Genomic DNA, 18405 nt, shown 5'->3' on the forward strand with positions numbered 1-18405 from the left:
GCGGTCTGCACGTTCTGGTTATCGACCACCGGTGCGCCAGCGGCAGTGGTCAGGCGGGTCTTCTCTTCCATTTACTCTCTCCTCAACGGCTAACGTGCTATGAAGCGAAGCGGCTACACGGAAATCATCAGCGTGGACCAGGGATTGGCGGAGGACAACCTGTCGGCTGAACCAAGCGCCCTTTGCATTGATCTCGCTTATCCGAACGTAGCTTTTCGTAAAAGCAGGTTAAGGATGAATGACAGCCCTCCCGCAATCCAATTTATTAAAGACAGCGATCCGATAGATAAAAACTTTAAGGCAGGTAATAAAAAAACCGGGCCTAGGCCCGGTTTCTTGTGCAGCAGATGCCTTATTCGGCAGCTTCTACGACTTCACCGCCGACAGGACGATCAACCAGCTCGACGTACGCCATGGGGGCGTTGTCGCCAGCGCGGAAACCGCACTTCAGGATGCGCAGGTAGCCGCCCGGACGGTTGGCGTAGCGCTTGCCCAGGTCGTTGAACAGCTTGCCAACGGCAGCTTTCGAACGGGTACGGTCGAAAGCCAGGCGACGGTTGGCGACGCTGTCTTCCTTGGCCAGGGTGATCAGCGGCTCGGCAACGCGACGCAGTTCCTTGGCCTTGGGCAGGGTGGTTTTGATCAGTTCGTGTTCGAACAGCGACACCGCCATGTTCTGGAACATAGCCTTGCGGTGCGCGCTGGTGCGGCTCAGGTGACGACCACTTTTACGATGGCGCATGGTTCAATTCCTTTCCAAACTTTACGTTCGGTAGTTACGACGATCAGGCAGTGGCCTTGTCGTCTTTCTTAAGACTTGCCGGCGGCCAGTTATCGAGGCGCATACCGAGGGACAGACCACGGGAAGCCAGAACGTCCTTTATTTCGGTCAGGGACTTCTTGCCCAGGTTCGGCGTTTTCAACAGCTCCACTTCGGTGCGCTGGATCAGGTCACCGATGTAGTAGATGTTTTCCGCCTTCAGGCAGTTGGCCGAACGTACGGTCAGCTCCAGGTCATCGACCGGGCGCAGGAGGATCGGATCGATCTCGTCTTCCTGCTCTTCAACGACGGGTTCGCTGTCGCCCTTGAGGTCCACGAACGCTGCCAGCTGCTGTTGCAGGATGGTAGCGGCGCGACGGATAGCCTCTTCGGGATCCAGGGTGCCGTTGGTTTCCAGGTCCAGGACCAGTTTGTCCAGGTTGGTGCGCTGCTCGACACGGGCGTTTTCCACCACGTAGGAGACACGACGGACCGGGCTGAACGATGCGTCGAGCTGCAGACGGCCGATGCTGCGGCTTTCGTCTTCATCGCTCTGACGTGCGTCGGCAGGCTCGTAGCCACGGCCACGAGCTACCTTCAGCTTCATGTTCAGCGCGCCGTTGTCTGCCAGGTTGGCGATAACGTGGTCACCGTTGATGATCTCAACATCGTGATCCAGCTGAATATCGGCAGCAGTCACAACACCCGAGCCCTTCTTAGCCAGGGTCAGCGTCACTTCATCACGACCGTGCAGCTTGATGGCCAGACCTTTCAGGTTCAGCAGGATCTCGATTACATCTTCCTGCACACCTTCGATCGCCGAGTACTCGTGGAGTACGCCGTCGATCTCGGCCTCGACCACTGCGCAGCCAGGCATGGAGGACAACAGGATGCGACGCAGCGCGTTGCCCAGGGTGTGACCAAAACCACGCTCGAGAGGCTCGAGCGTGATCTTGGCGCGGGTTTGACTGACCACCTGCACATCGATGTGGCGGGGGGTCAGGAACTCATTTACCGAACTCTGCATGGATGCACCTATTTTCTAGCCCTTACTTGGAGTAGAGCTCGACAATCAGGTTTTCGTTGATATCAGCGGACAGGTCGCTGCGAGCCGGAGCACTCTTGAAGGTACCAGCCTTCTTGTCGAGGTCGACTTCGACCCACTCGACGCGACCGCGCTGGCCACAGAGTTCCAGAGCCTGAGCGATACGCAGCTGGTTCTTCGATTTTTCGCGAACAGCTACGACGTCACCGGCCTTCACTTGGTAGGAAGGGATGTTGACGGTCTGACCGTTGACGGTGATGGCCTTGTGGGATACCAGCTGGCGGGATTCCGAACGAGTGGAACCGAAGCCCATGCGGTATACGACGTTGTCCAGGCGGCACTCGAGCAGTTGCAGCAGGTTCTCACCGGTAGAACCCTTGCGACGGGAAGCTTCCTGGTAGTAACCGCGGAACTGACGCTCCAGCACGCCGTAGATGCGACGTACTTTCTGCTTTTCACGCAGCTGCAGACCGTAGTCGGACAGACGGCCACGACGCTGGCCATGCTGGCCAGGAACGTTTTCAGCCTTGCACTTCGAGTCGAGGGCGCGGGCGCCGCTCTTCAGGAACAGGTCGGTGCCTTCACGGCGAGACAGTTTGCACTTGGGACCAATGTAACGAGCCATTTCTCACTGTCTCCTATTACACGCGACGCTTTTTCGGCGGACGGCAGCCGTTATGCGGGATCGGGGTTACGTCGGTGATGCTGGCGATCTTGTAGCCGCAAGCATTCAGAGCGCGAACGGCGGACTCGCGGCCCGGGCCCGGGCCCTTGACGTTGACGTCCAGGTTCTTCAGACCGTATTCCAGGGCAGCCTGGCCGGCACGCTCGGCCGCTACCTGGGCAGCGAACGGGGTGCTCTTACGCGAGCCGCGGAAACCGGAACCACCGGAGGTCGCCCAGGACAGTGCGTTGCCCTGACGGTCGGTGATGGTCACGATGGTGTTGTTGAAAGACGCGTGGATATGGGCGATCCCATCGACCACTGTCTTTTTGACTTTCTTACGGGGACGAGCAGCAGGTTTTGCCATGACTAGATTCCTACGCGATTACTTGCGGATCGGCTTACGCGGGCCCTTGCGGGTACGCGCGTTGGTCTTGGTACGCTGACCGCGAACCGGCAGACCGCGACGATGACGCAGACCGCGGTAGCAACCGAGGTCCATCAGACGCTTGATGTTCATGTTGATTTCGCGACGCAGGTCACCTTCGGTGGTGATCTTCGCGACTTCGTTACGCAGCTGATCGATCTGCTCGTCGCTCAGGTCCTTGATCTTGGCAGCCGGGTTTACGCCGGTGGCTGCGCAGATGCTCTGAGCAGTAGTGCGACCAACACCATAGATGTAGGTCAGCGAGATAACAGTGTGCTTGTTATCCGGAATGTTGACGCCTGCAATACGGGCCATTCAGAAAAACTCCAATTGACAGCTACCCTGCGCCCAGGAAGCCAAGAAAGGGCGCGGATATTAGCGCTGTAATAGCAAATAATCAACCCGGCAGCACACTAGCTGCCGGGTTATCACGCGTGGATCACAATCAGCCTTGGCGCTGCTTGTGACGCGGTTCCGCGCTGCAGATCACCCGCACGATGCCATCGCGACGGATGATTTTGCAGTTACGGCACAGCTTCTTGACCGATGCACGAACTTTCATCACCAACTCCTCGAACCTTACGGGTCTATCAGCGCAGCATGCCGCTGCCGTAGCCCTTCAGGTTGGCTTTCTTCATCAGGGATTCATACTGGTGAGAAACGAGGTGAGATTGCACCTGGGCCATAAAGTCCATGACAACCACGACCACGATCAACAGCGAGGTCCCGCCAAGATAGAACGGCACGTGCGCCGCAACCACCAGGAACTGGGGCAGCAGGCAGACAGCCGTCATGTACAGAGCACCGAACATGGTCAAACGGGTCAGCACGCCATCGATGTAGCGAGCGGACTGTTCGCCCGGACGGATGCCCGGAATAAATGCACCGGACTTCTTGAGGTTCTCCGCCACGTCCTTCGGGTTGAACATCAGCGCTGTATAGAAGAAGCAGAAGAAAACGATCCCTGCAGTGAACAGCAAGATGTTCAGCGGCTGCCCCGGAGCGATCGCTTGCGCGACGTCCTGCAACCAACCCAAGCCTTCCGACTGACCGAACCAGGAGCCCAGGGACGCCGGGAACAGCAGGATACTGCTGGCGAAAATCGCGGGAATCACACCCGCCATGTTCACCTTCAACGGCAGATGGCTGGTCTGCGCTGCAAACACCTTGCGGCCTTGCTGGCGCTTGGCGTAATGCACCGCGATGCGACGCTGGCCACGCTCGATGAACACCACGAACGCGATGATCGCCACGGCCAGCAGGCCGACGCCGATCAGGGCGAAGATGTTGATGTCACCTTGACGGGCAGACTCGAAAGACTGACCGATGGCGCGCGGCAGGCCTGCAACGATACCAGCGAAGATCAACATCGAGATGCCGTTGCCGACACCGCGCTCGGTGATCTGCTCGCCCAGCCACATCATGAACATGGCACCAGCCACGAAGGTGGTGACAGCCACGAAGTAGAAGCCGAAGTCGTTGGAGAAGGCTACGCCCTGGCTGCCCAGGCCAACGGACATGCCGATGGCCTGGACCAGTGCCAGGACTACAGTACCGTAGCGGGTGTACTGGCTGATCTTGCGACGCCCAGACTCACCCTCTTTCTTCAACTGCTCCAGCTGCGGGCTGATAGCGGTCATGAGCTGCATGATGATCGATGCCGAGATGTACGGCATGATCCCCAGTGCAAAGATACTCATGCGCTCCAGCGCGCCGCCGGAAAACATGTTGAAGAGGCTAAGAATGGTCCCCTCGTTCTGCCGGAACAGTGCCGCCAAGCGATCGGGGTTGATGCCCGGAACTGGGATGTGCGCGCCGATCCGATAGACGATGATCGCCAGGAACAGGAAACGCAGACGTGCCCAGAGCTCGGACAGACCGCCGTTGCTTAGCGCAGAGAGAGCACCTTGCTTAGCCATTTAGTCCTCGAATTTACCGCCAGCTGCTTCGATAGCCGCACGCGCACCCTTGGTGGCGGCGATACCTTTCAGGGTGACCGCACGACCAACTTCGCCGGACAGCATGACTTTGACGCGCTGTACGTGCTGGTTGATCAGGTTGGCATCCTTCAGGGTCTGCAGGCTGACGACGTCGCCTTCGACCTTGGCCAGTTCGGAGGTGCGCACTTCAGCACGATCCATGGCCTTCAGGGAAACGAAGCCGAACTTCGGCAGGCGACGGTGCAGAGGCTGTTGACCACCCTCGAAGCCCGGAGCGACCTTGCCACCGGAGCGGGAGGTCAGACCTTTGTGACCACGGCCACCGGTCTTGCCCAGACCGCTACCGATGCCACGGCCCGGACGGTGCTTTTCGCGACGGGCACCCGGCGCGGAACGCAGATCGTTCAGTTGCATGGATTAACCCTCCACACGCAGCAGGTAGTAGGCCTTGTTGATCATGCCGCGGTTCTCAGGAGTGTCCTGAACTTCGACGGTATGATTGATGCGACGCAGGCCGAGACCCTTGACGCAAGCCTTGTGGTTGGCCAGACGGCCGTTCAGGCTCTTGACCAGAGTGACTTTGACAGTTGCCATGGTTAGAGAATCTCCTCGACGCTCTTGCCACGCTTGGCCGCTACTGCTTCCGGAGCCTGCATGTTCTTCAGGCCCTTGAAGGTGGCGTAAACCACGTTCACCGGATTGGTGGAGCCATAGCACTTGGCCAGGACGTTCTGCACACCAGCCACTTCCAGAACGGCACGCATGGCGCCGCCGGCGATGATGCCGGTACCTTCCGAAGCCGGCTGCATGTACACCTTGGAGGCGCCATGGGCGGACTTGGTCGGATACTGCAGGGTGGTGCCGTTCAGATCGACTTGGATCATGTTGCGGCGAGCGGCTTCCATTGCTTTCTGGATGGCGGCCGGCACTTCACGCGCCTTGCCACGACCGAAACCAACGCGACCCTTGCCATCACCCACCACGGTCAGTGCGGTGAAAGCGAAGATACGGCCACCTTTTACGGTTTTGGCGACGCGGTTAACCTGAACCAGCTTCTCGATGTAGCCTTCGTCGCGCTTTTGCTCGTTGTTTGCCATAACTTAGAACTCCAGTCCGCCTTCACGAGCGGCATCAGCCAGCGCTTTCACACGGCCGTGGTACTTGAAGCCAGAACGATCGAACGCCACCTGGGTGACGCCGGCCGCTTTGGCGCGCTCGGCGACCAGTTGACCAACTTTCTTGGCTGCATCGATGTTGCCGGTGGCACCTTCGCGCAGGTCTTTGTCCAGGGTCGAGGCGCTGGCCAGGACCTTGCCGCCGTCGGCCGCAATGACCTGGGCGTAAATGTGCTGGGAAGAGCGGTACACGCAGAGGCGTACGGTTTCCAGCTCGCGCATCTTCAGGCGTGCCTTGCGAGCGCGACGCAGACGGGTTTCTTTCTTGACGCTCATTTGCTATGCCCTACTTCTTCTTGGCTTCTTTACGACGGACGACTTCGTCGGCGTAACGCACGCCCTTGCCTTTGTAAGGCTCCGGCGGACGGAAGTCGCGAATTTCGGCAGCAACCTGACCGACCAGCTGCTTGTCGATACCCTTGATCAGGATATCGGTCTGGCTGGGGGTCTCAGCGACGATGCCGGCCGGCAGTTCGTAATCAACCGGATGGGAGAAGCCGAGGGACAGGGACAGCACTTGGCCCTTGGCCTGCGCTTTGTAACCAACGCCGACCAGCTGGAGCTTGCGCTCGAAGCCCTGGCTGACGCCGACTACCATGTTGTTCACCAGAGCACGGGTGGTACCAGCCATGGCGCGAGTCTGCTGGTCGCCGTTACGCGCAGCAAAACGCAGCTCACCGCTGTCCTGGATCACTTCGACCGAAGGATGGACCTTGAGCTCCAGAGCACCTTTGGCGCCCTTGATGGACAGTTGCTGACCAGCCAGTTTGATTTCAACGCCGGCAGGCAGCTTGACGGGGTTCTTAGCAACGCGAGACATGCTGATTCCCCTTAGAACACAGTGCAGAGCACTTCGCCGCCAACACCAGCAGCACGGGCAGCACGATCGGTCATCACACCTTTGTTGGTGGAGACGATCGACACACCGAGGCCGCCACGAACTTTCGGCAGTTGCTCAACGGATTTGTACTGACGCAGGCCAGGACGGCTGATGCGCTTGACCTCTTCGATGACAGGCTTGCCTTCGAAGTACTTCAGTTCGATGGACAGCTGGGGTTTTACTTCCGAGCTGATCTGGAAATCCGCAATATAGCCTTCGTCCTTCAGGACTTTGGCTACCGCCGCTTTCAGTTTCGAGGACGGCATGCTTACGACGGTCTTTTCAGCCATCTGGGCATTACGGATGCGAGTTAGCATGTCTGCTAACGGGTCCTGCATACTCATGGGCTTAACGCTCCTGATACAAAAGAATAAGCCTTCAACTTCAATTCGCCCATAAACGCCAGGCGAAACAAACCCAGGCTCAGGGGAGCCGGGTATTCTAGAGATCGCGCCAAAACGAATCAAGCCCCATGAGGGGCTTGATTCGATGTCGCGATCAACGGTGCCGACTGGCGACACCGTTCGCTGCGATTACCAGCTGGCTTTCACCAGACCCGGTACGTCGCCGCGCATGGCGGCTTCGCGCAGCTTGTTACGGCTCAGGCCGAACTTGCGGTAGAAGCCGTGCGGACGACCGGTCAGGCGGCAACGGTTACGCAGGCGGCTGGCGCTGGCGTCACGCGGTTGCTTCTGCAGGGCGACCTGGGCATTCCAACGCTCTTCCGCAGAGGAGTTCGGATTAGCGATGATCGCTTTCAGCTCGGCACGCTTCTTGGCGTACTTGGCTACCGTCAGCTGACGCTTCAGCTCGCGGTTCTTCATGCTCTCTTTAGCCATGTTCCTACTCCAATCAGTTACGGAACGGGAATTTGAAAGCACGCAGCAGGGCGCGACCTTCGTCATCCGTACGAGCGGTGGTGGTCAGGGTGATGTCCAGGCCACGCAGCGCATCGATCTTGTCGTAATCGATTTCCGGGAAGATGATCTGCTCTTTCACGCCCATGCTGTAGTTGCCGCGACCATCGAAGGACTTGGCATTCAGGCCGCGGAAGTCACGCACGCGCGGCAGGGAGATGGACAGCAGACGATCCAGGAACTCGTACATCCGGTCGCTACGCAGGGTGACCTTGACGCCGATCGGCCAGCCTTCACGGATCTTGAAGCCTGCGATGGACTTACGAGCGTAAGTCACGACCGGCTTCTGACCAGTGATCTTTTCCAGATCGGCTACGGCGTTCTCGATGATCTTCTTGTCACCGACCGCCTCGCCAAGACCCATGTTCAGGGTGATTTTGGTAACGCGCGGAACTTCCATCACGTTCGCCAGCTGAAGCTCTTCTTTCAGCTTGGGCGCGATTTCCTTCCGATAAATTTCTTTCAATCGTGCCATGGTGATCTACCTAGCAGCCTCAAGCCTGAACCGGTTTCTGGGTCGACTTGAAGACACGAATTTTCTTACCGTCTTCTACCTTGAAGCCAACGCGATCAGCCTTGCTGGTTTCAGTATTGAAGATGGCGACGTTGGAGACGTGCAGAGGCGCCTCCTTCTCGACGATACCGCCCTGTTGGCCGAGCATCGGATTGGGCTTGGTGTGGCGCTTGATCAGGTTCACCCCGCCGACGACCAGACGGTCGTCAGCGAGAACCTTCAGCACCTTGCCACGCTTGCCCTTGTCCTTGCCGGCAATGACGATTACTTCGTCGTCACGACGAATCTTTTGCATGACGGCTACTCCTTACAGCACTTCGGGGGCGAGCGAGACGATCTTCATGAACTTCTCGGTACGGAGTTCACGAGTCACTGGCCCAAAGATACGGGTGCCGATCGGCTCCTGCTTGTTGTTCAGCAGGACGGCGGCGTTGCCGTCGAAGCGGATGATGGAACCGTCGGTACGACGTACGCCGTGCTTGGTGCGAACGACCACGGCAGTCATGACCTGGCCCTTCTTCACTTTGCCGCGCGGAATCGCTTCCTTGACGGTGACCTTGATGATGTCGCCGATGCCGGCGTAACGGCGGTGGGAACCGCCGAGCACCTTGATGCACATCACACGACGCGCGCCGCTGTTGTCAGCGACATCGAGCATGGATTGAGTCTGAATCATATAATTTCTCCGACCCCTAGTCCTTAGACTTCCACCGCGCGTTCAACGATATCAACCAGGGTCCAGGCCTTGGTCTTGGCCAGCGGACGGGTTTCGCGAATGGTGACCAGGTCACCAATGCGGCACTGATTGGATTCGTCGTGTGCGTGCAGTTTGGTCGAACGCTTGACGTATTTGCCGTAGATCGGGTGCTTGACGCGACGCTCGATCAGTACGGTGACGGTCTTGTCCATTTTGTCGCTGACGACGCGGCCGGTCAGCGTACGGACGGTTTTCTGAGCTTCAGCCATGATCACTTACCTGCTTGCTGATTGAGCACAGTTTTAACGCGAGCGATGTCGCGCTTAACCTGCGAGAGCAGGTGAGACTGCCCCAACTGGCCAGTTGCTTTCTGCATGCGCAGATTGAACTGGTCGCGCAGCAGGCCGAGCAGTTGCTCGTTCAGCTGCTCAACGGATTTTTCACGAAGTTCATTCGCTTTCATCACATCACCGTCCGCTTAACAAAGGAGGTGGCGAGGGGCAGCTTTGCAGCAGCCAGGGCGAAAGCCTCACGCGCCAGCTCTTCGGAAACACCCTCGATCTCGTACAGGACCTTGCCCGGCTGGATCTGGGCTACCCAGTACTCGACCCCACCCTTACCTTTACCCATACGAACTTCGAGGGGCTTCTTGGTGACAGGCTTGTCAGGGAATACGCGGATCCAGATCTTGCCGCCACGCTTCACGTGACGGGTCAGCGCACGACGCGCGGACTCGATCTGACGAGCAGTAAGGCGGCCACGGCTAGTGGCCTTCAGTGCGTACTCACCGAAGCTGACCTTACTACCACGATGAGCCAGACCACGGTTGTGGCCGGTCATTTGTTTGCGGAACTTCGTACGCTTGGGTTGCAGCATTTGCGTACTCCTTACCTAGCAGCTTTTTTACGAGGAGCGGGTGCTACCGGCTTCAGCTCTTCCTGGCGGCCACCGATGACCTCGCCCTTGAAGATCCAAACCTTGACACCGATCACACCGTAAGTGGTGTGCGCTTCGTAGGTGGCATAGTCGATATCGGCGCGCAGGGTGTGCAGGGGCACACGACCTTCGCGATACCATTCGGTACGGGCGATTTCAGCCCCACCCAGACGACCGCTGACCTGAATCTTGATGCCCTTGGCACCAATGCGCATGGCGTTCTGTACGGCGCGCTTCATGGCGCGACGGAACATTACGCGACGCTCCAGCTGCTGGGCTACGCTCTGCGCAACCAGCATGGCATCGAGTTCCGGCTTGCGGATTTCCTCGATGTTGATGTGCACGGGCACACCCATTTGCTTGGTCAGGTCCTGGCGCAGTTTCTCAACATCTTCACCTTTCTTGCCGATCACGATGCCGGGACGAGCGGTGTGGATGGTGATGCGTGCGGTTTGAGCCGGACGATGAATATCGATACGGCTTACGGACGCGCTTTTTAGTTTGTCTTGGAGGTACTCACGCACCTTCAGGTCGGCAAACAGGTAATCCGCATAGTTCTTGCGGTCTGCGTACCAAACGGAGGTGTGCTCCTTGACGATACCCAGGCGAATGCCATTGGGATGTACTTTCTGACCCATCTGTCGACTCCGTTACTTGTCCGCAACCTTGACCGTGATATGGCAAGACCGCTTCACGATGCGATCAGCACGGCCTTTGGCACGCGGCATGATGCGCTTGAGCGAACGACCTTCGTTGACGAAGACGGTGGAGACCTTCAGGTCATCCACATCGGCGCCTTCGTTGTGCTCAGCGTTGGCAACGGCCGACTCCAGCACTTTCTTCATGATCTCGGCGGCTTTCTTACTGCTGAAAGCCAGGAGGTTGAGCGCTTCGCCCACCTTCTTCCCGCGGATCTGGTCGGCGACCAAGCGGGCTTTCTGGGCGGAGATACGAGCGCCCGACAGCTTAGCGGCTACTTCCATCTTCCTTACCCCTTAACGCTTGGCTTTCTTGTCCGCAGCATGCCCGCGGTAGGTGCGGGTAGCGGCGAACTCGCCCAGTTTGTGGCCGACCATGTCCTCGTTGACGAGAACCGGTACGTGTTGACGGCCGTTGTGCACGGCGATGGTCAGACCAACCATATGCGGCAGAATCATCGAACGACGCGACCAGGTCTTGATCGGCTTGCGGTCGTTCTTTTCCACCGCGACTTCGACCTTCTTCAACAGGTGAAGATCGATAAACGGACCTTTTTTCAGTGAACGTGGCACTGTGGTATCCCTCTATTTACTTGCGGCGGCGGACGATCATGTTATCGGTACGCTTGTTCGAGCGAGTCTTCTTACCCTTGGTCTGAAGACCCCACGGCGATACCGGATGACGACCAGCAGAGGTACGGCCTTCACCACCACCATGCGGGTGGTCGACCGGGTTCATCGCCACGCCGCGAACGGTCGGGCGAACACCACGCCAGCGCGTAGCACCGGCTTTACCCAGCGAACGCAGGCTGTGCTCGGAGTTCGAGACTTCGCCCAGGGTCGCACGGCACTCAGCCAGGACTTTACGCATTTCACCGGAGCGCAGACGCAGGGTTACGTACGCACCTTCACGCGCGACCAGCTGGGCGGAAGCGCCAGCGGAGCGAGCGATCTGAGCGCCTTTACCCGGCTTCAGCTCGATACCATGAACAGTGCTACCCACCGGGATGTTGCGCAGAGGCATGCTGTTGCCTGCCTTGATCGGCGCACCGATACCGGAGATCAGCTGGTCACCTGCAGCAACGCCCTTGGGGGCGATGATGTAGCGACGCTCGCCGTCTGCATACTTCAGCAGAGCGATGTGTGCAGTGCGGTTCGGATCGTATTCGACGCGTTCAACGATGGCAGGGATGCCATCCTTGTTGCGACGGAAGTCGACCAGACGGTAGTGCTGCTTGTGACCACCACCGATATGACGGGTGGTGATACGACCGTTGTTGTTACGGCCGCCAGACTTGGATTTCTTTTCCAGCAGCGGTGCGTAGGGAGCGCCTTTGTGCAGCTCCTGATTCACCACCTTGACGACAAAGCGACGACCAGCGGAAGTCGGTTTGCACTTAACGATTGCCATGATGCACCCCTTTACTCAGCGCTGGTGGCGAAATCGAGATCTTGGCCCGGCTGGAGAGCGATGTACGCTTTTTTCCAGTCGTTACGCTTGCCCAGACCGCGAGCGGTGCGCTTGGTCTTACCCTTGACGTTCAGGGTAGTGACGCGCTGTACCTTCACGCTGAACAGGCTTTCTACGGCCTTCTTGATTTCCAGCTTGGTTGCATCGGTGGCAACCTTGAAAACGAATTGGCTCTTGCCGTCCGCGAGACCCGTGGCTTTCTCGGAGATGTGCGGACCAAGCAGCACTTTGAATACGCGTTCCTGGTTCATCCCAGCAGCTCCTCGAACTTCTTCACGGCGGACACGGTGACCAGCACCTTGTCGTAGGCGATCAGGCTGACGGGGTCGGAACCTTGGACATCACGTACATCGACGTGCGCCAGGTTGCGCGCAGCGAGGTACAGGTTCTCGTCGACACCATCGGTCACGATCAGCACGTCTTTCAGACCCAGGGTGTCCAGCTTGGCAACCAGGCCCTTGGTTTTCGGTGCATCGACAGCGAAGTCGGCAACGACGACCAGACGGTCCAGACGAACGAGCTCGGCAAGGATGGAGCGCAGTGCTGCGCGGTACATCTTCTTGTTCAGCTTCTGTTCGTGGCTACGCGGTTTAGCGGCGAAAGTGGTGCCGCCCCCACGCCAGATGGGGCTACGGATGGTGCCAGCGCGAGCACGACCGGTGCCCTTCTGACGCCACGGCTTCTTGCCACCACCAGAGACTTCGGAGCGAGTCTTCTGCGCCTTGCTGCCCTGACGGCCGCCAGCCATGTAGGCCACGACTGCCTGGTGCACCAGGGTCTCGTTGAATTCGCCACCAAAGGTACGCTCGGAGACTTCGATAGCCTGAGCGCCGTTCACATTCAATTGCATCTCAGCTTCCCCCTTAACCGCGAGCCTTGGCTGCCGGACGCACGATCACATCACCGCCGGTAGCGCCGGGAACGGCACCCTTGACCAGCAGCAGATTGCGTTCAGCATCGACGCGCACGATCTCCAGGGATTGAACGGTTACCCGCTCCGCACCCAGATGACCGGACATTTTCTTGCCCTTGAACACTCGACCAGGAGTCTGGCACTGGCCGATGGAACCCGGGACGCGGTGGGAAACGGAGTTACCGTGGGTGTTATCCTGACCACGGAAGTTCCAGCGCTTGATGGTGCCCGCGAAGCCCTTACCCTTGGACTCGCCGGTAACGTCTACCATCTGGCCTGCCTGGAACAGATCGACAGTGATCTGGTCACCAGCGGCATACTGCTCTTCGCCCAGACGGAATTCCCACACGCCGCGACCGGCGGCGACATTCGCCTTGGCAAAGTGACCAGCTTGCGCTTTGGTAACGCGAGAAGCACGACGCTCGCCGGCGGTGACTTGCACTGCACGGTAGCCATCGGTTTCTTCAGTCTTGAACTGGGTGACGCGATTCGGCTCGACCTCGATGACCGTAACCGGAATAGAGACACCTTCCTCGGTGAAAATGCGGGTCATGCCGCATTTACGACCGACAACACCAATTGTCATGTTGTAAACCTCTTGAGTGTACGGGGCTTTCACCCGCTATGGCCGCCCATTTCAGAGCGTTACACGACCAATGCCGAAGGCATTAGCCGAGGCTGATCTGTACTTCAACGCCTGCAGCAAGATCGAGCTTCATCAGCGCATCGACGGTTTTATCCGTCGGCTGGACGATGTCCAGTACACGCTTATGTGTACGAATTTCGTACTGATCACGCGCATCTTTGTTGACGTGCGGAGAGATCAGCACGGTGAAACGTTCCTTGCGGGTCGGCAGAGGGATTGGACCACGCACCTGAGCACCAGTACGTTTCGCGGTTTCCACGATTTCCTGGGTTGATTGATCGATCAGGCGATGGTCAAAAGCCTTCAACCGAATCCGGATTTGTTGGTTTTGCATTTGACCTCAGACTCCAATTTACCATTCCCAACGGACGGACTACGCCCGTTAAAAGGAGGCGCAATTGTACGGATGCCCCCACAGGGTGTCAATATTTAACCAACGAACGAAAAAAGGGGCCCCGAAGGGCCCCTTTTCTGATGGCAGGATCAGCGATTACTCGATGATCTTGGCAACCACGCCGGCGCCAACGGTACGGCCGCCTTCGCGGATCGCGAAGCGCAGGCCATCTTCCATGGCGATCGGAGCGATCAGGGTGACAACCATCTTGATGTTGTCGCCCGGCATTACCATCTCTACGCCTTCCGGCAGTTCGCAGTTACCGGTCACGTCGGTGGTACGGAAGTAGAACTGCGGACGGTAGCCCTTGAAGAACGGAGTGTGACGACCACCTTCTTCCTTGGACAGCACGTACACTTCGCACTCGAACTTGGTGTGCGGCTTGATGGTGCCCGGCTTGGCCAGTACCTGGCCACGCTCTACGTCTTCACGCTTGGTGCCACGCAGCAGGATACCAACGTTCTCACCAGCACGACCTTCGTCGAGCAGCTTGCGGAACATTTCAACGCCGGTGCAGGTGGTCTTGGTGGTCGCCTTGATGCCGACGATTTCCACTTCTTCCTGGACCTTGATGATGCCGCGCTCTACACGACCGGTTACCACGGTACCGCGGCCGGAGATCGAGAACACGTCTTCGATCGGCATCAGGAACGGCTGGTCGATGGCACGAACCGGCTCCGGAATGTAGGAGTCCAGGGTCTCTACCAGCTTCTGCACGGCGCTTACGCCGATGCCGTTGTCATCCTTGCCTTCCAGCGCCATCAGCGCGGAACCGATGATGATCGGAGTGTCGTCGCCCGGGAAGTCGTAGGTGTTCAGCAGATCGCGAACTTCCATCTCGACCAGTTCCAGCAGCTCGGCGTCGTCGACCATGTCGGCCTTGTTCAGGAACACGACGATGTAGGGAACGCCTACCTGGCGGGACAGCAGGATGTGCTCGCGGGTCTGCGGCATGGGGCCGTCGGCAGCCGAGCAAACCAGGATCGCGCCGTCCATCTGGGCAGCACCGGTGATCATGTTCTTCACGTAGTCGGCGTGACCGGGGCAGTCAACGTGAGCGTAGTGACGAACAGCGGAATCGTATTCAACGTGCGAGGTGTTGATGGTGATACCGCGGGCCTTTTCTTCCGGCGCGTTGTCGATCTGATCGAAAGCACGAGCGGAACCACCCCAGGTGTCGGAGCAGACCTTGGTCAGTGCAGCGGTCAGAGTGGTCTTGCCATGGTCAACGTGACCGATGGTGCCGACGTTGACGTGCGGCTTGTTCCGTTCAAATTTTTCTTTAGCCATGGAGACCATCCCCTTCAAGGAATTGAGCGGATCACGCTACCATTAGAACAAGGGCAGATATTTTCATATCTGCCCTTGGATAAATGGAGCTCATGAGCGGATTTGAACCGCTGACCTCACCCTTACCAAGGGTGTGCTCTACCAACTGAGCTACATGAGCGAAACACAAGCAACTTGACTGGAGCGGGTAGCGGGAATCGAACCCGCATCATCAGCTTGGAAGGCTGAGGTTCTACCACTGAACTATACCCGCGGAGCCCGAAGCTCACGCTTTTAAACTGGTGGAGGGAGAAGGATTCGAACCTTCGAAGTCTATGACGTCAGATTTACAGTCTGATCCCTTTGGCCACTCGGGAATCCCTCCAAACTGGTGGGCGGCATTCTCTACGTCTGCCACCTTGCTGTCAAGAGTTTTCTCTTAAAAAACCTGAACTTAGGTTTCAACAGCAACTTCATGGTAGGAGTCTTTCAGCCTTCCCCCTGCGAAGCGGGCGCCATTCTATGCAAACCATCAGGGGGATGCAACACCTTTGCACGACATTATTTGATGCTGCAATCCCTTGAAGTCCCGAGCCAGCTCCTGGAGCAGTTGCTCATCCACCAGGCGCCGGCTGCCGGGGGCCACCCTTACCCAGAAATCACGCTGCCCGCGGGGCAATTCCTTCAGCTCCGCCTCGTAACCTGCCGTCTTGAGACGCACCTGCGCACTTTCAGCCGAATCCCGCGCGGAAAACATCCCCAAAGAAATGCCATTGGCCAGCACTCCCTCGCCAATCAGGTAGCTGTCGATATTGCGCGCCTGAAGCTCCTTCAACTGACGAAGCGCAGCCTCCCGCGAGGCTAGCGGAGGAAGATAGACCCAGTAATCGACGCTCATCTCCCCACGAGCCTCGACCTCCGCCTCGATATCCAGGCCCAGCAGGCGCTGCTGCAACCTTCGGGCATCCGCCTCCTCACCGCCTCCGCCAAGATAGAGACAGGCCGACTCCGATGCGATCGACTCTTCGGCAGCCGGAGGCACACTCGGCGCCGGCACCTGCGATCCCGAGCGCGCCCTGGAAGCAAGGTTGCTCTCGGCCAACAGCAGAATGTTCTTCTGCCCATCCTTATAGAGTTCCAGCGGTGCGATTTCCTTGGCCCGTAGCGGGGATTGCTGCTGGTGCCAGACGTAGTAGAAGACGTTCAGGGCCAGGAGAAACAGGAAGAACCAGCGCATAGATCCTCTCACTCAATCGGGCAAGCCAGTGCCAGCCCTACGAAAACCAGGTCCGGCATGATCCGGGCGCCAGCCAGTTCGTCGCGAACCAGTTCGGCATCCCCACCCGTCAGGAATATTTCACAATCCGGACCGAGCAGCTCGCACGCCATGGCGTGCTGCTCACGAACGAACCCCCTGAGCATGAGCAGACAACCCCGCTCAACCGCCTCGGCCGTGGCCTGCCCTGGCTGGAGACTGGCAAGCGCCCGCCGGGCCTCTGCATCGTCGTAGCGGATACGTCGGGTATGGGTGCGCAACTGGCTTCTCATCAGGGTCATGCCCGGGCATATGTAGCCCCCCAGATGCACTCCATCCGCCGCGACCAGGTCAGAGGTGACCGCGGTCCCCAGATCAATGACCAGGCAGGCCTTCTTAGCCAGGTGATGAGCCGCGACGAGGGCCAGCCAGCGGTCGAGCCCCAGGCGCTGGTAATCGAGATAGCCGTTGCGCACACCCGCCAACTGCTTGCCGGATGATGCAACCAGCGCCGAGACCGGGAACAGCTGCTCCAACCGTGCGACCAGTTGCGAGGTTTCCTGCTCGCTGCGAACGCTCACCAGGCGACAGGCTCGCACTGGCAGCGCTTGCTGCGACGTTAACTGTTCGACCAGGGCATCATCGGACTCCGCAAGGCCACCGGCGACCGACCGTGCCGCCCCCTCGATGACCCGCCACTTGATCAGCGAGTTTCCACAGTCGAGCTCAAGAATCATTGACGCAACCTCAAACTAAGCTCCCCTCCACTGAACCCCTGCTCCACGCCATCCACCTCGAGACGCAGCGCTCCTCGGCTATCGACACCCAGCACACGACCCTCGATGGAACTCAGGGCAGTCGAGAGAATGACCTGGGCACCCTGCCAGAGATTGCAGGACTCCCACTCCTCGCGACTTGCAGCAAAGCCTTCGCGCGAATGCCTATCGAGATAATCGGCCAACTGCCGATTGAGAGCAGAAAGCAGCCGCGAACGATCCACCAGTTCCCCCAGCGCTTCGCGCAGGGAGGTCCAAGGCTGGCCGATATCAGTGGCGGTCTTCATGTTGACGTTGATCCCTATGCCGATAACGACATGACACAGATCCGCGGGGTCGCCACTCAGCTCCAGGAGAATTCCGGCGATCTTCTTGCCTCCCTGCAGAACGTCGTTCGGCCACTTCAACCCGGCGTCCCGGACGTCCAAGGACTCCAGGGCCCGGAGCACCGCGAGACCGACAACCAAGCTCAACCCTTCGAGCTCCCGAGCGCCCCCCCTGACAGTAATGGCCAGAGAATAATAGAGGTTCTCTCCATAGGGACTGACCCAGGCTCGGCCGCGACGTCCACGCCCGGCAGTCTGCTGCTCGGCGACGATAACGAAAGGCGTCGAGGCTCCAGCCGCGAGCCTGCGCATGGCCTCGCTATTGGTTGAATCGACGGTGGGCATGATCTCGACAGGCCAGAGGCTGTCGATCTTCCGCGGATCCAGGAGACTGAGGGGACTCGCCAGGCGGTAACCCCGGCCACGCACCTTGTGGAACTGCAGGCCATGTTCAGCCTCCAGGTGCTGCAAGCGTTTCCAGACTGCACTGCGACTGATGCCCAGTACCGCCCCCAACTCCTCACCGGAGTGGAATCGCCCGTCTTGAAGTAGTTTCAGCAAGGTCTGCATAGACGCCCCACACTAGCCAGGCACGCATCATATAGAGGCACTTGCGCTTTGCCTACGAAAAGCCCTGCCGTATAGCTGCCTTTTCCCCGGATTTTCGCAGACTTTTCCGCGCGCAAAAGCAAAACCCCTGGT

At 58.7% G+C, this 18405-nt stretch carries 33 protein-coding genes and 3 tRNA genes; all 36 read right to left on the bottom strand.

Going from position 1 to position 18405, the window contains the following annotated elements; all coding sequences use genetic code 11:
• Window positions 1–71: hypothetical protein (locus HMPREF2924_RS36860; RefSeq protein ID WP_371915077.1), on the bottom strand; the 71-nt coding region annotated here is incomplete at its 3' end.
• 281 nt (window positions 72–352) lie between these two features.
• On the bottom strand, window positions 353–742 hold the full coding sequence (gene rplQ / locus HMPREF2924_RS00290) for a 50S ribosomal protein L17 (protein WP_003093672.1): 390 nt from the start codon (window positions 740–742) through the stop codon (window positions 353–355).
• Between the two features lie 43 nt (window positions 743–785).
• Window positions 786–1787 (bottom strand): DNA-directed RNA polymerase subunit alpha, encoded by a 1002-nt coding sequence (gene rpoA / locus HMPREF2924_RS00295; RefSeq protein ID WP_003093675.1) that lies wholly within the window; start codon window positions 1785–1787, stop codon window positions 786–788.
• A 22-nt stretch (window positions 1788–1809) separates the two neighbouring features.
• Window positions 1810–2430 (bottom strand): 30S ribosomal protein S4, encoded by a 621-nt coding sequence (rpsD, locus tag HMPREF2924_RS00300; protein WP_003093678.1) that lies wholly within the window; start codon window positions 2428–2430, stop codon window positions 1810–1812.
• A 16-nt stretch (window positions 2431–2446) separates the two neighbouring features.
• A complete protein-coding gene (gene rpsK, locus HMPREF2924_RS00305) occupies window positions 2447–2836 on the bottom strand; it encodes a 30S ribosomal protein S11 (RefSeq protein WP_003093689.1) in 390 nt (129 codons plus the stop codon).
• 18 nt (window positions 2837–2854) lie between these two features.
• Window positions 2855–3211 carry a 30S ribosomal protein S13 gene (gene rpsM / locus HMPREF2924_RS00310; RefSeq protein ID WP_003093692.1) on the bottom strand — a complete coding sequence of 119 codons (357 nt, stop codon included), beginning with the start codon at window positions 3209–3211 and terminating at the stop codon, window positions 2855–2857.
• A 130-nt stretch (window positions 3212–3341) separates the two neighbouring features.
• Window positions 3342–3458: a 50S ribosomal protein L36 gene (gene rpmJ, locus HMPREF2924_RS00315; RefSeq protein WP_003093693.1), complete on the bottom strand. Its 117-nt coding sequence runs from the start codon at window positions 3456–3458 to the stop codon at window positions 3342–3344.
• A 28-nt stretch (window positions 3459–3486) separates the two neighbouring features.
• The gene (gene secY / locus HMPREF2924_RS00320; protein ID WP_003093694.1) at window positions 3487–4815 is read right to left on the bottom strand and encodes a preprotein translocase subunit SecY; all 1329 of its coding nucleotides are present in this window, start codon (window positions 4813–4815) and stop codon (window positions 3487–3489) included.
• On the bottom strand, window positions 4816–5250 hold the full coding sequence (gene rplO / locus HMPREF2924_RS00325) for a 50S ribosomal protein L15 (protein WP_003093695.1): 435 nt from the start codon (window positions 5248–5250) through the stop codon (window positions 4816–4818). It abuts the gene before it with no gap.
• Between the two features lie 3 nt (window positions 5251–5253).
• Complete coding sequence (gene rpmD / locus HMPREF2924_RS00330; protein ID WP_003093696.1) at window positions 5254–5430, bottom strand: 50S ribosomal protein L30; 177 nt, start codon at window positions 5428–5430, stop codon at window positions 5254–5256.
• Between the two features lie 2 nt (window positions 5431–5432).
• Entirely contained in the window at window positions 5433–5933 is a 501-nt protein-coding gene (gene rpsE, locus HMPREF2924_RS00335; RefSeq protein ID WP_003093697.1) for a 30S ribosomal protein S5, read from the bottom strand.
• A 3-nt stretch (window positions 5934–5936) separates the two neighbouring features.
• A complete protein-coding gene (gene rplR / locus HMPREF2924_RS00340; RefSeq protein WP_003093698.1) occupies window positions 5937–6287 on the bottom strand; it encodes a 50S ribosomal protein L18 in 351 nt (116 codons plus the stop codon).
• Window positions 6288–6297: 10 nt separating this feature from the next.
• Window positions 6298–6831, bottom strand: a complete 534-nt coding sequence (gene rplF / locus HMPREF2924_RS00345) for a 50S ribosomal protein L6 (protein WP_003093699.1) — start codon at window positions 6829–6831, stop codon at window positions 6298–6300.
• An 11-nt stretch (window positions 6832–6842) separates the two neighbouring features.
• On the bottom strand, window positions 6843–7235 hold the full coding sequence (gene rpsH / locus HMPREF2924_RS00350) for a 30S ribosomal protein S8 (RefSeq protein ID WP_003093700.1): 393 nt from the start codon (window positions 7233–7235) through the stop codon (window positions 6843–6845).
• Window positions 7236–7424: 189 nt separating this feature from the next.
• Entirely contained in the window at window positions 7425–7730 is a 306-nt protein-coding gene (rpsN, locus tag HMPREF2924_RS00355) for a 30S ribosomal protein S14 (RefSeq protein ID WP_003093701.1), read from the bottom strand.
• Window positions 7731–7743: 13 nt separating this feature from the next.
• Entirely contained in the window at window positions 7744–8283 is a 540-nt protein-coding gene (gene rplE / locus HMPREF2924_RS00360; protein WP_003093703.1) for a 50S ribosomal protein L5, read from the bottom strand.
• A 19-nt stretch (window positions 8284–8302) separates the two neighbouring features.
• The gene (rplX, locus tag HMPREF2924_RS00365; RefSeq protein WP_003093711.1) at window positions 8303–8617 is read right to left on the bottom strand and encodes a 50S ribosomal protein L24; all 315 of its coding nucleotides are present in this window, start codon (window positions 8615–8617) and stop codon (window positions 8303–8305) included.
• 12 nt (window positions 8618–8629) lie between these two features.
• Complete coding sequence (rplN, locus tag HMPREF2924_RS00370; RefSeq protein WP_003093714.1) at window positions 8630–8998, bottom strand: 50S ribosomal protein L14; 369 nt, start codon at window positions 8996–8998, stop codon at window positions 8630–8632.
• A gap of 23 nt (window positions 8999–9021) precedes the next feature.
• On the bottom strand, window positions 9022–9288 hold the full coding sequence (rpsQ, locus tag HMPREF2924_RS00375; protein WP_003093717.1) for a 30S ribosomal protein S17: 267 nt from the start codon (window positions 9286–9288) through the stop codon (window positions 9022–9024).
• A gap of 2 nt (window positions 9289–9290) precedes the next feature.
• On the bottom strand, window positions 9291–9482 hold the full coding sequence (gene rpmC, locus HMPREF2924_RS00380) for a 50S ribosomal protein L29 (protein WP_003093720.1): 192 nt from the start codon (window positions 9480–9482) through the stop codon (window positions 9291–9293).
• Window positions 9482–9895 carry a 50S ribosomal protein L16 gene (gene rplP, locus HMPREF2924_RS00385; RefSeq protein WP_003093723.1) on the bottom strand — a complete coding sequence of 138 codons (414 nt, stop codon included), beginning with the start codon at window positions 9893–9895 and terminating at the stop codon, window positions 9482–9484. The genes rpmC and rplP overlap by 1 nt, the downstream gene beginning before the upstream one ends.
• Before the next feature lie 11 nt (window positions 9896–9906).
• Window positions 9907–10593 carry a 30S ribosomal protein S3 gene (gene rpsC / locus HMPREF2924_RS00390; protein ID WP_003093727.1) on the bottom strand — a complete coding sequence of 229 codons (687 nt, stop codon included), beginning with the start codon at window positions 10591–10593 and terminating at the stop codon, window positions 9907–9909.
• A 12-nt stretch (window positions 10594–10605) separates the two neighbouring features.
• A complete protein-coding gene (gene rplV / locus HMPREF2924_RS00395; RefSeq protein ID WP_003103908.1) occupies window positions 10606–10938 on the bottom strand; it encodes a 50S ribosomal protein L22 in 333 nt (110 codons plus the stop codon).
• Between the two features lie 12 nt (window positions 10939–10950).
• Window positions 10951–11226 (bottom strand): 30S ribosomal protein S19, encoded by a 276-nt coding sequence (rpsS, locus tag HMPREF2924_RS00400; RefSeq protein WP_003093734.1) that lies wholly within the window; start codon window positions 11224–11226, stop codon window positions 10951–10953.
• A 16-nt stretch (window positions 11227–11242) separates the two neighbouring features.
• Window positions 11243–12064 carry a 50S ribosomal protein L2 gene (gene rplB / locus HMPREF2924_RS00405; protein ID WP_003103878.1) on the bottom strand — a complete coding sequence of 274 codons (822 nt, stop codon included), beginning with the start codon at window positions 12062–12064 and terminating at the stop codon, window positions 11243–11245.
• Window positions 12065–12075: 11 nt separating this feature from the next.
• The gene (rplW, locus tag HMPREF2924_RS00410) at window positions 12076–12375 is read right to left on the bottom strand and encodes a 50S ribosomal protein L23 (RefSeq protein ID WP_003093736.1); all 300 of its coding nucleotides are present in this window, start codon (window positions 12373–12375) and stop codon (window positions 12076–12078) included.
• Window positions 12372–12974, bottom strand: a complete 603-nt coding sequence (rplD, locus tag HMPREF2924_RS00415) for a 50S ribosomal protein L4 (protein WP_003093737.1) — start codon at window positions 12972–12974, stop codon at window positions 12372–12374. The genes rplW and rplD overlap by 4 nt, the downstream gene beginning before the upstream one ends.
• A gap of 13 nt (window positions 12975–12987) precedes the next feature.
• Window positions 12988–13623 (bottom strand): 50S ribosomal protein L3, encoded by a 636-nt coding sequence (rplC, locus tag HMPREF2924_RS00420; protein ID WP_003103877.1) that lies wholly within the window; start codon window positions 13621–13623, stop codon window positions 12988–12990.
• Window positions 13624–13705: 82 nt separating this feature from the next.
• On the bottom strand, window positions 13706–14017 hold the full coding sequence (rpsJ, locus tag HMPREF2924_RS00425) for a 30S ribosomal protein S10 (RefSeq protein WP_003103876.1): 312 nt from the start codon (window positions 14015–14017) through the stop codon (window positions 13706–13708).
• 156 nt (window positions 14018–14173) lie between these two features.
• Entirely contained in the window at window positions 14174–15367 is a 1194-nt protein-coding gene (gene tuf / locus HMPREF2924_RS00430; RefSeq protein ID WP_003115146.1) for an elongation factor Tu, read from the bottom strand.
• 84 nt (window positions 15368–15451) lie between these two features.
• A tRNA-Thr gene (locus HMPREF2924_RS00435) sits at window positions 15452–15527 on the bottom strand.
• A gap of 19 nt (window positions 15528–15546) precedes the next feature.
• A tRNA-Gly gene (locus HMPREF2924_RS00440) sits at window positions 15547–15620 on the bottom strand.
• A gap of 26 nt (window positions 15621–15646) precedes the next feature.
• Window positions 15647–15731 (bottom strand) — tRNA-Tyr (locus HMPREF2924_RS00445).
• Between the two features lie 147 nt (window positions 15732–15878).
• Complete coding sequence (locus HMPREF2924_RS00450; RefSeq protein ID WP_003112013.1) at window positions 15879–16583, bottom strand: SPOR domain-containing protein; 705 nt, start codon at window positions 16581–16583, stop codon at window positions 15879–15881.
• A gap of 8 nt (window positions 16584–16591) precedes the next feature.
• Entirely contained in the window at window positions 16592–17338 is a 747-nt protein-coding gene (locus HMPREF2924_RS00455) for a pantothenate kinase (protein ID WP_003129269.1), read from the bottom strand.
• The gene (birA, locus tag HMPREF2924_RS00460; RefSeq protein ID WP_003129267.1) at window positions 17335–18273 is read right to left on the bottom strand and encodes a bifunctional biotin--[acetyl-CoA-carboxylase] ligase/biotin operon repressor BirA; all 939 of its coding nucleotides are present in this window, start codon (window positions 18271–18273) and stop codon (window positions 17335–17337) included. Before birA ends, HMPREF2924_RS00455 begins: the two co-directional genes overlap by 4 nt.
• Window positions 18274–18405: the final 132 nt, after the last annotated feature.

The sequence above is a fragment of the Pseudomonas sp. HMSC063H08 genome, assembly GCF_001813645.1.
In the GTDB taxonomy this organism is placed as follows: Bacteria; Pseudomonadota; Gammaproteobacteria; order Pseudomonadales; family Pseudomonadaceae; genus Pseudomonas; species Pseudomonas aeruginosa.

Bases quoted from the DNA above. Each gene is read 5' to 3' on its own strand.
- rplQ (WP_003093672.1), bottom strand. From the start codon at position 742: ATGCGCCATCGTAAAAGTGGTCGTCACCTGAGCCGCACCAGCGCGCAC.
- rpoA (WP_003093675.1), bottom strand. From the start codon at position 1,787: ATGCAGAGTTCGGTAAATGAGTTCCTGACCCCCCGCCACATCGATGTG.
- rpsD (WP_003093678.1), bottom strand. From the start codon at position 2,430: ATGGCTCGTTACATTGGTCCCAAGTGCAAACTGTCTCGCCGTGAAGGC.
- rpsK (WP_003093689.1), bottom strand. From the start codon at position 2,836: ATGGCAAAACCTGCTGCTCGTCCCCGTAAGAAAGTCAAAAAGACAGTG.
- rpsM (WP_003093692.1), bottom strand. From the start codon at position 3,211: ATGGCCCGTATTGCAGGCGTCAACATTCCGGATAACAAGCACACTGTT.
- rpmJ (WP_003093693.1), bottom strand. From the start codon at position 3,458: ATGAAAGTTCGTGCATCGGTCAAGAAGCTGTGCCGTAACTGCAAAATC.
- secY (WP_003093694.1), bottom strand. From the start codon at position 4,815: ATGGCTAAGCAAGGTGCTCTCTCTGCGCTAAGCAACGGCGGTCTGTCC.
- rplO (WP_003093695.1), bottom strand. From the start codon at position 5,250: ATGCAACTGAACGATCTGCGTTCCGCGCCGGGTGCCCGTCGCGAAAAG.
- rpmD (WP_003093696.1), bottom strand. From the start codon at position 5,430: ATGGCAACTGTCAAAGTCACTCTGGTCAAGAGCCTGAACGGCCGTCTG.
- rpsE (WP_003093697.1), bottom strand. From the start codon at position 5,933: ATGGCAAACAACGAGCAAAAGCGCGACGAAGGCTACATCGAGAAGCTG.
- rplR (WP_003093698.1), bottom strand. From the start codon at position 6,287: ATGAGCGTCAAGAAAGAAACCCGTCTGCGTCGCGCTCGCAAGGCACGC.
- rplF (WP_003093699.1), bottom strand. From the start codon at position 6,831: ATGTCTCGCGTTGCTAAGAACCCCGTCAAGCTGCCTGCCGGCGTTGAA.
- rpsH (WP_003093700.1), bottom strand. From the start codon at position 7,235: ATGAGTATGCAGGACCCGTTAGCAGACATGCTAACTCGCATCCGTAAT.
- rpsN (WP_003093701.1), bottom strand. From the start codon at position 7,730: ATGGCTAAAGAGAGCATGAAGAACCGCGAGCTGAAGCGTCAGCTGACG.
- rplE (WP_003093703.1), bottom strand. From the start codon at position 8,283: ATGGCACGATTGAAAGAAATTTATCGGAAGGAAATCGCGCCCAAGCTG.
- rplX (WP_003093711.1), bottom strand. From the start codon at position 8,617: ATGCAAAAGATTCGTCGTGACGACGAAGTAATCGTCATTGCCGGCAAG.
- rplN (WP_003093714.1), bottom strand. From the start codon at position 8,998: ATGATTCAGACTCAATCCATGCTCGATGTCGCTGACAACAGCGGCGCG.
- rpsQ (WP_003093717.1), bottom strand. From the start codon at position 9,288: ATGGCTGAAGCTCAGAAAACCGTCCGTACGCTGACCGGCCGCGTCGTC.
- rpmC (WP_003093720.1), bottom strand. From the start codon at position 9,482: ATGAAAGCGAATGAACTTCGTGAAAAATCCGTTGAGCAGCTGAACGAG.
- rplP (WP_003093723.1), bottom strand. From the start codon at position 9,895: ATGCTGCAACCCAAGCGTACGAAGTTCCGCAAACAAATGACCGGCCAC.
- rpsC (WP_003093727.1), bottom strand. From the start codon at position 10,593: ATGGGTCAGAAAGTACATCCCAATGGCATTCGCCTGGGTATCGTCAAG.
- rplV (WP_003103908.1), bottom strand. From the start codon at position 10,938: ATGGAAGTAGCCGCTAAGCTGTCGGGCGCTCGTATCTCCGCCCAGAAA.
- rplB (WP_003103878.1), bottom strand. From the start codon at position 12,064: ATGGCAATCGTTAAGTGCAAACCGACTTCCGCTGGTCGTCGCTTTGTC.
- rplW (WP_003093736.1), bottom strand. From the start codon at position 12,375: ATGAACCAGGAACGCGTATTCAAAGTGCTGCTTGGTCCGCACATCTCC.
- rplD (WP_003093737.1), bottom strand. From the start codon at position 12,974: ATGCAATTGAATGTGAACGGCGCTCAGGCTATCGAAGTCTCCGAGCGT.
- rplC (WP_003103877.1), bottom strand. From the start codon at position 13,623: ATGACAATTGGTGTTGTCGGTCGTAAATGCGGCATGACCCGCATTTTC.
- rpsJ (WP_003103876.1), bottom strand. From the start codon at position 14,017: ATGCAAAACCAACAAATCCGGATTCGGTTGAAGGCTTTTGACCATCGC.
- tuf (WP_003115146.1), bottom strand. From the start codon at position 15,367: ATGGCTAAAGAAAAATTTGAACGGAACAAGCCGCACGTCAACGTCGGC.
- HMPREF2924_RS00450 (WP_003112013.1), bottom strand. From the start codon at position 16,583: ATGCGCTGGTTCTTCCTGTTTCTCCTGGCCCTGAACGTCTTCTACTAC.
- HMPREF2924_RS00455 (WP_003129269.1), bottom strand. From the start codon at position 17,338: ATGATTCTTGAGCTCGACTGTGGAAACTCGCTGATCAAGTGGCGGGTC.
- birA (WP_003129267.1), bottom strand. From the start codon at position 18,273: ATGCAGACCTTGCTGAAACTACTTCAAGACGGGCGATTCCACTCCGGT.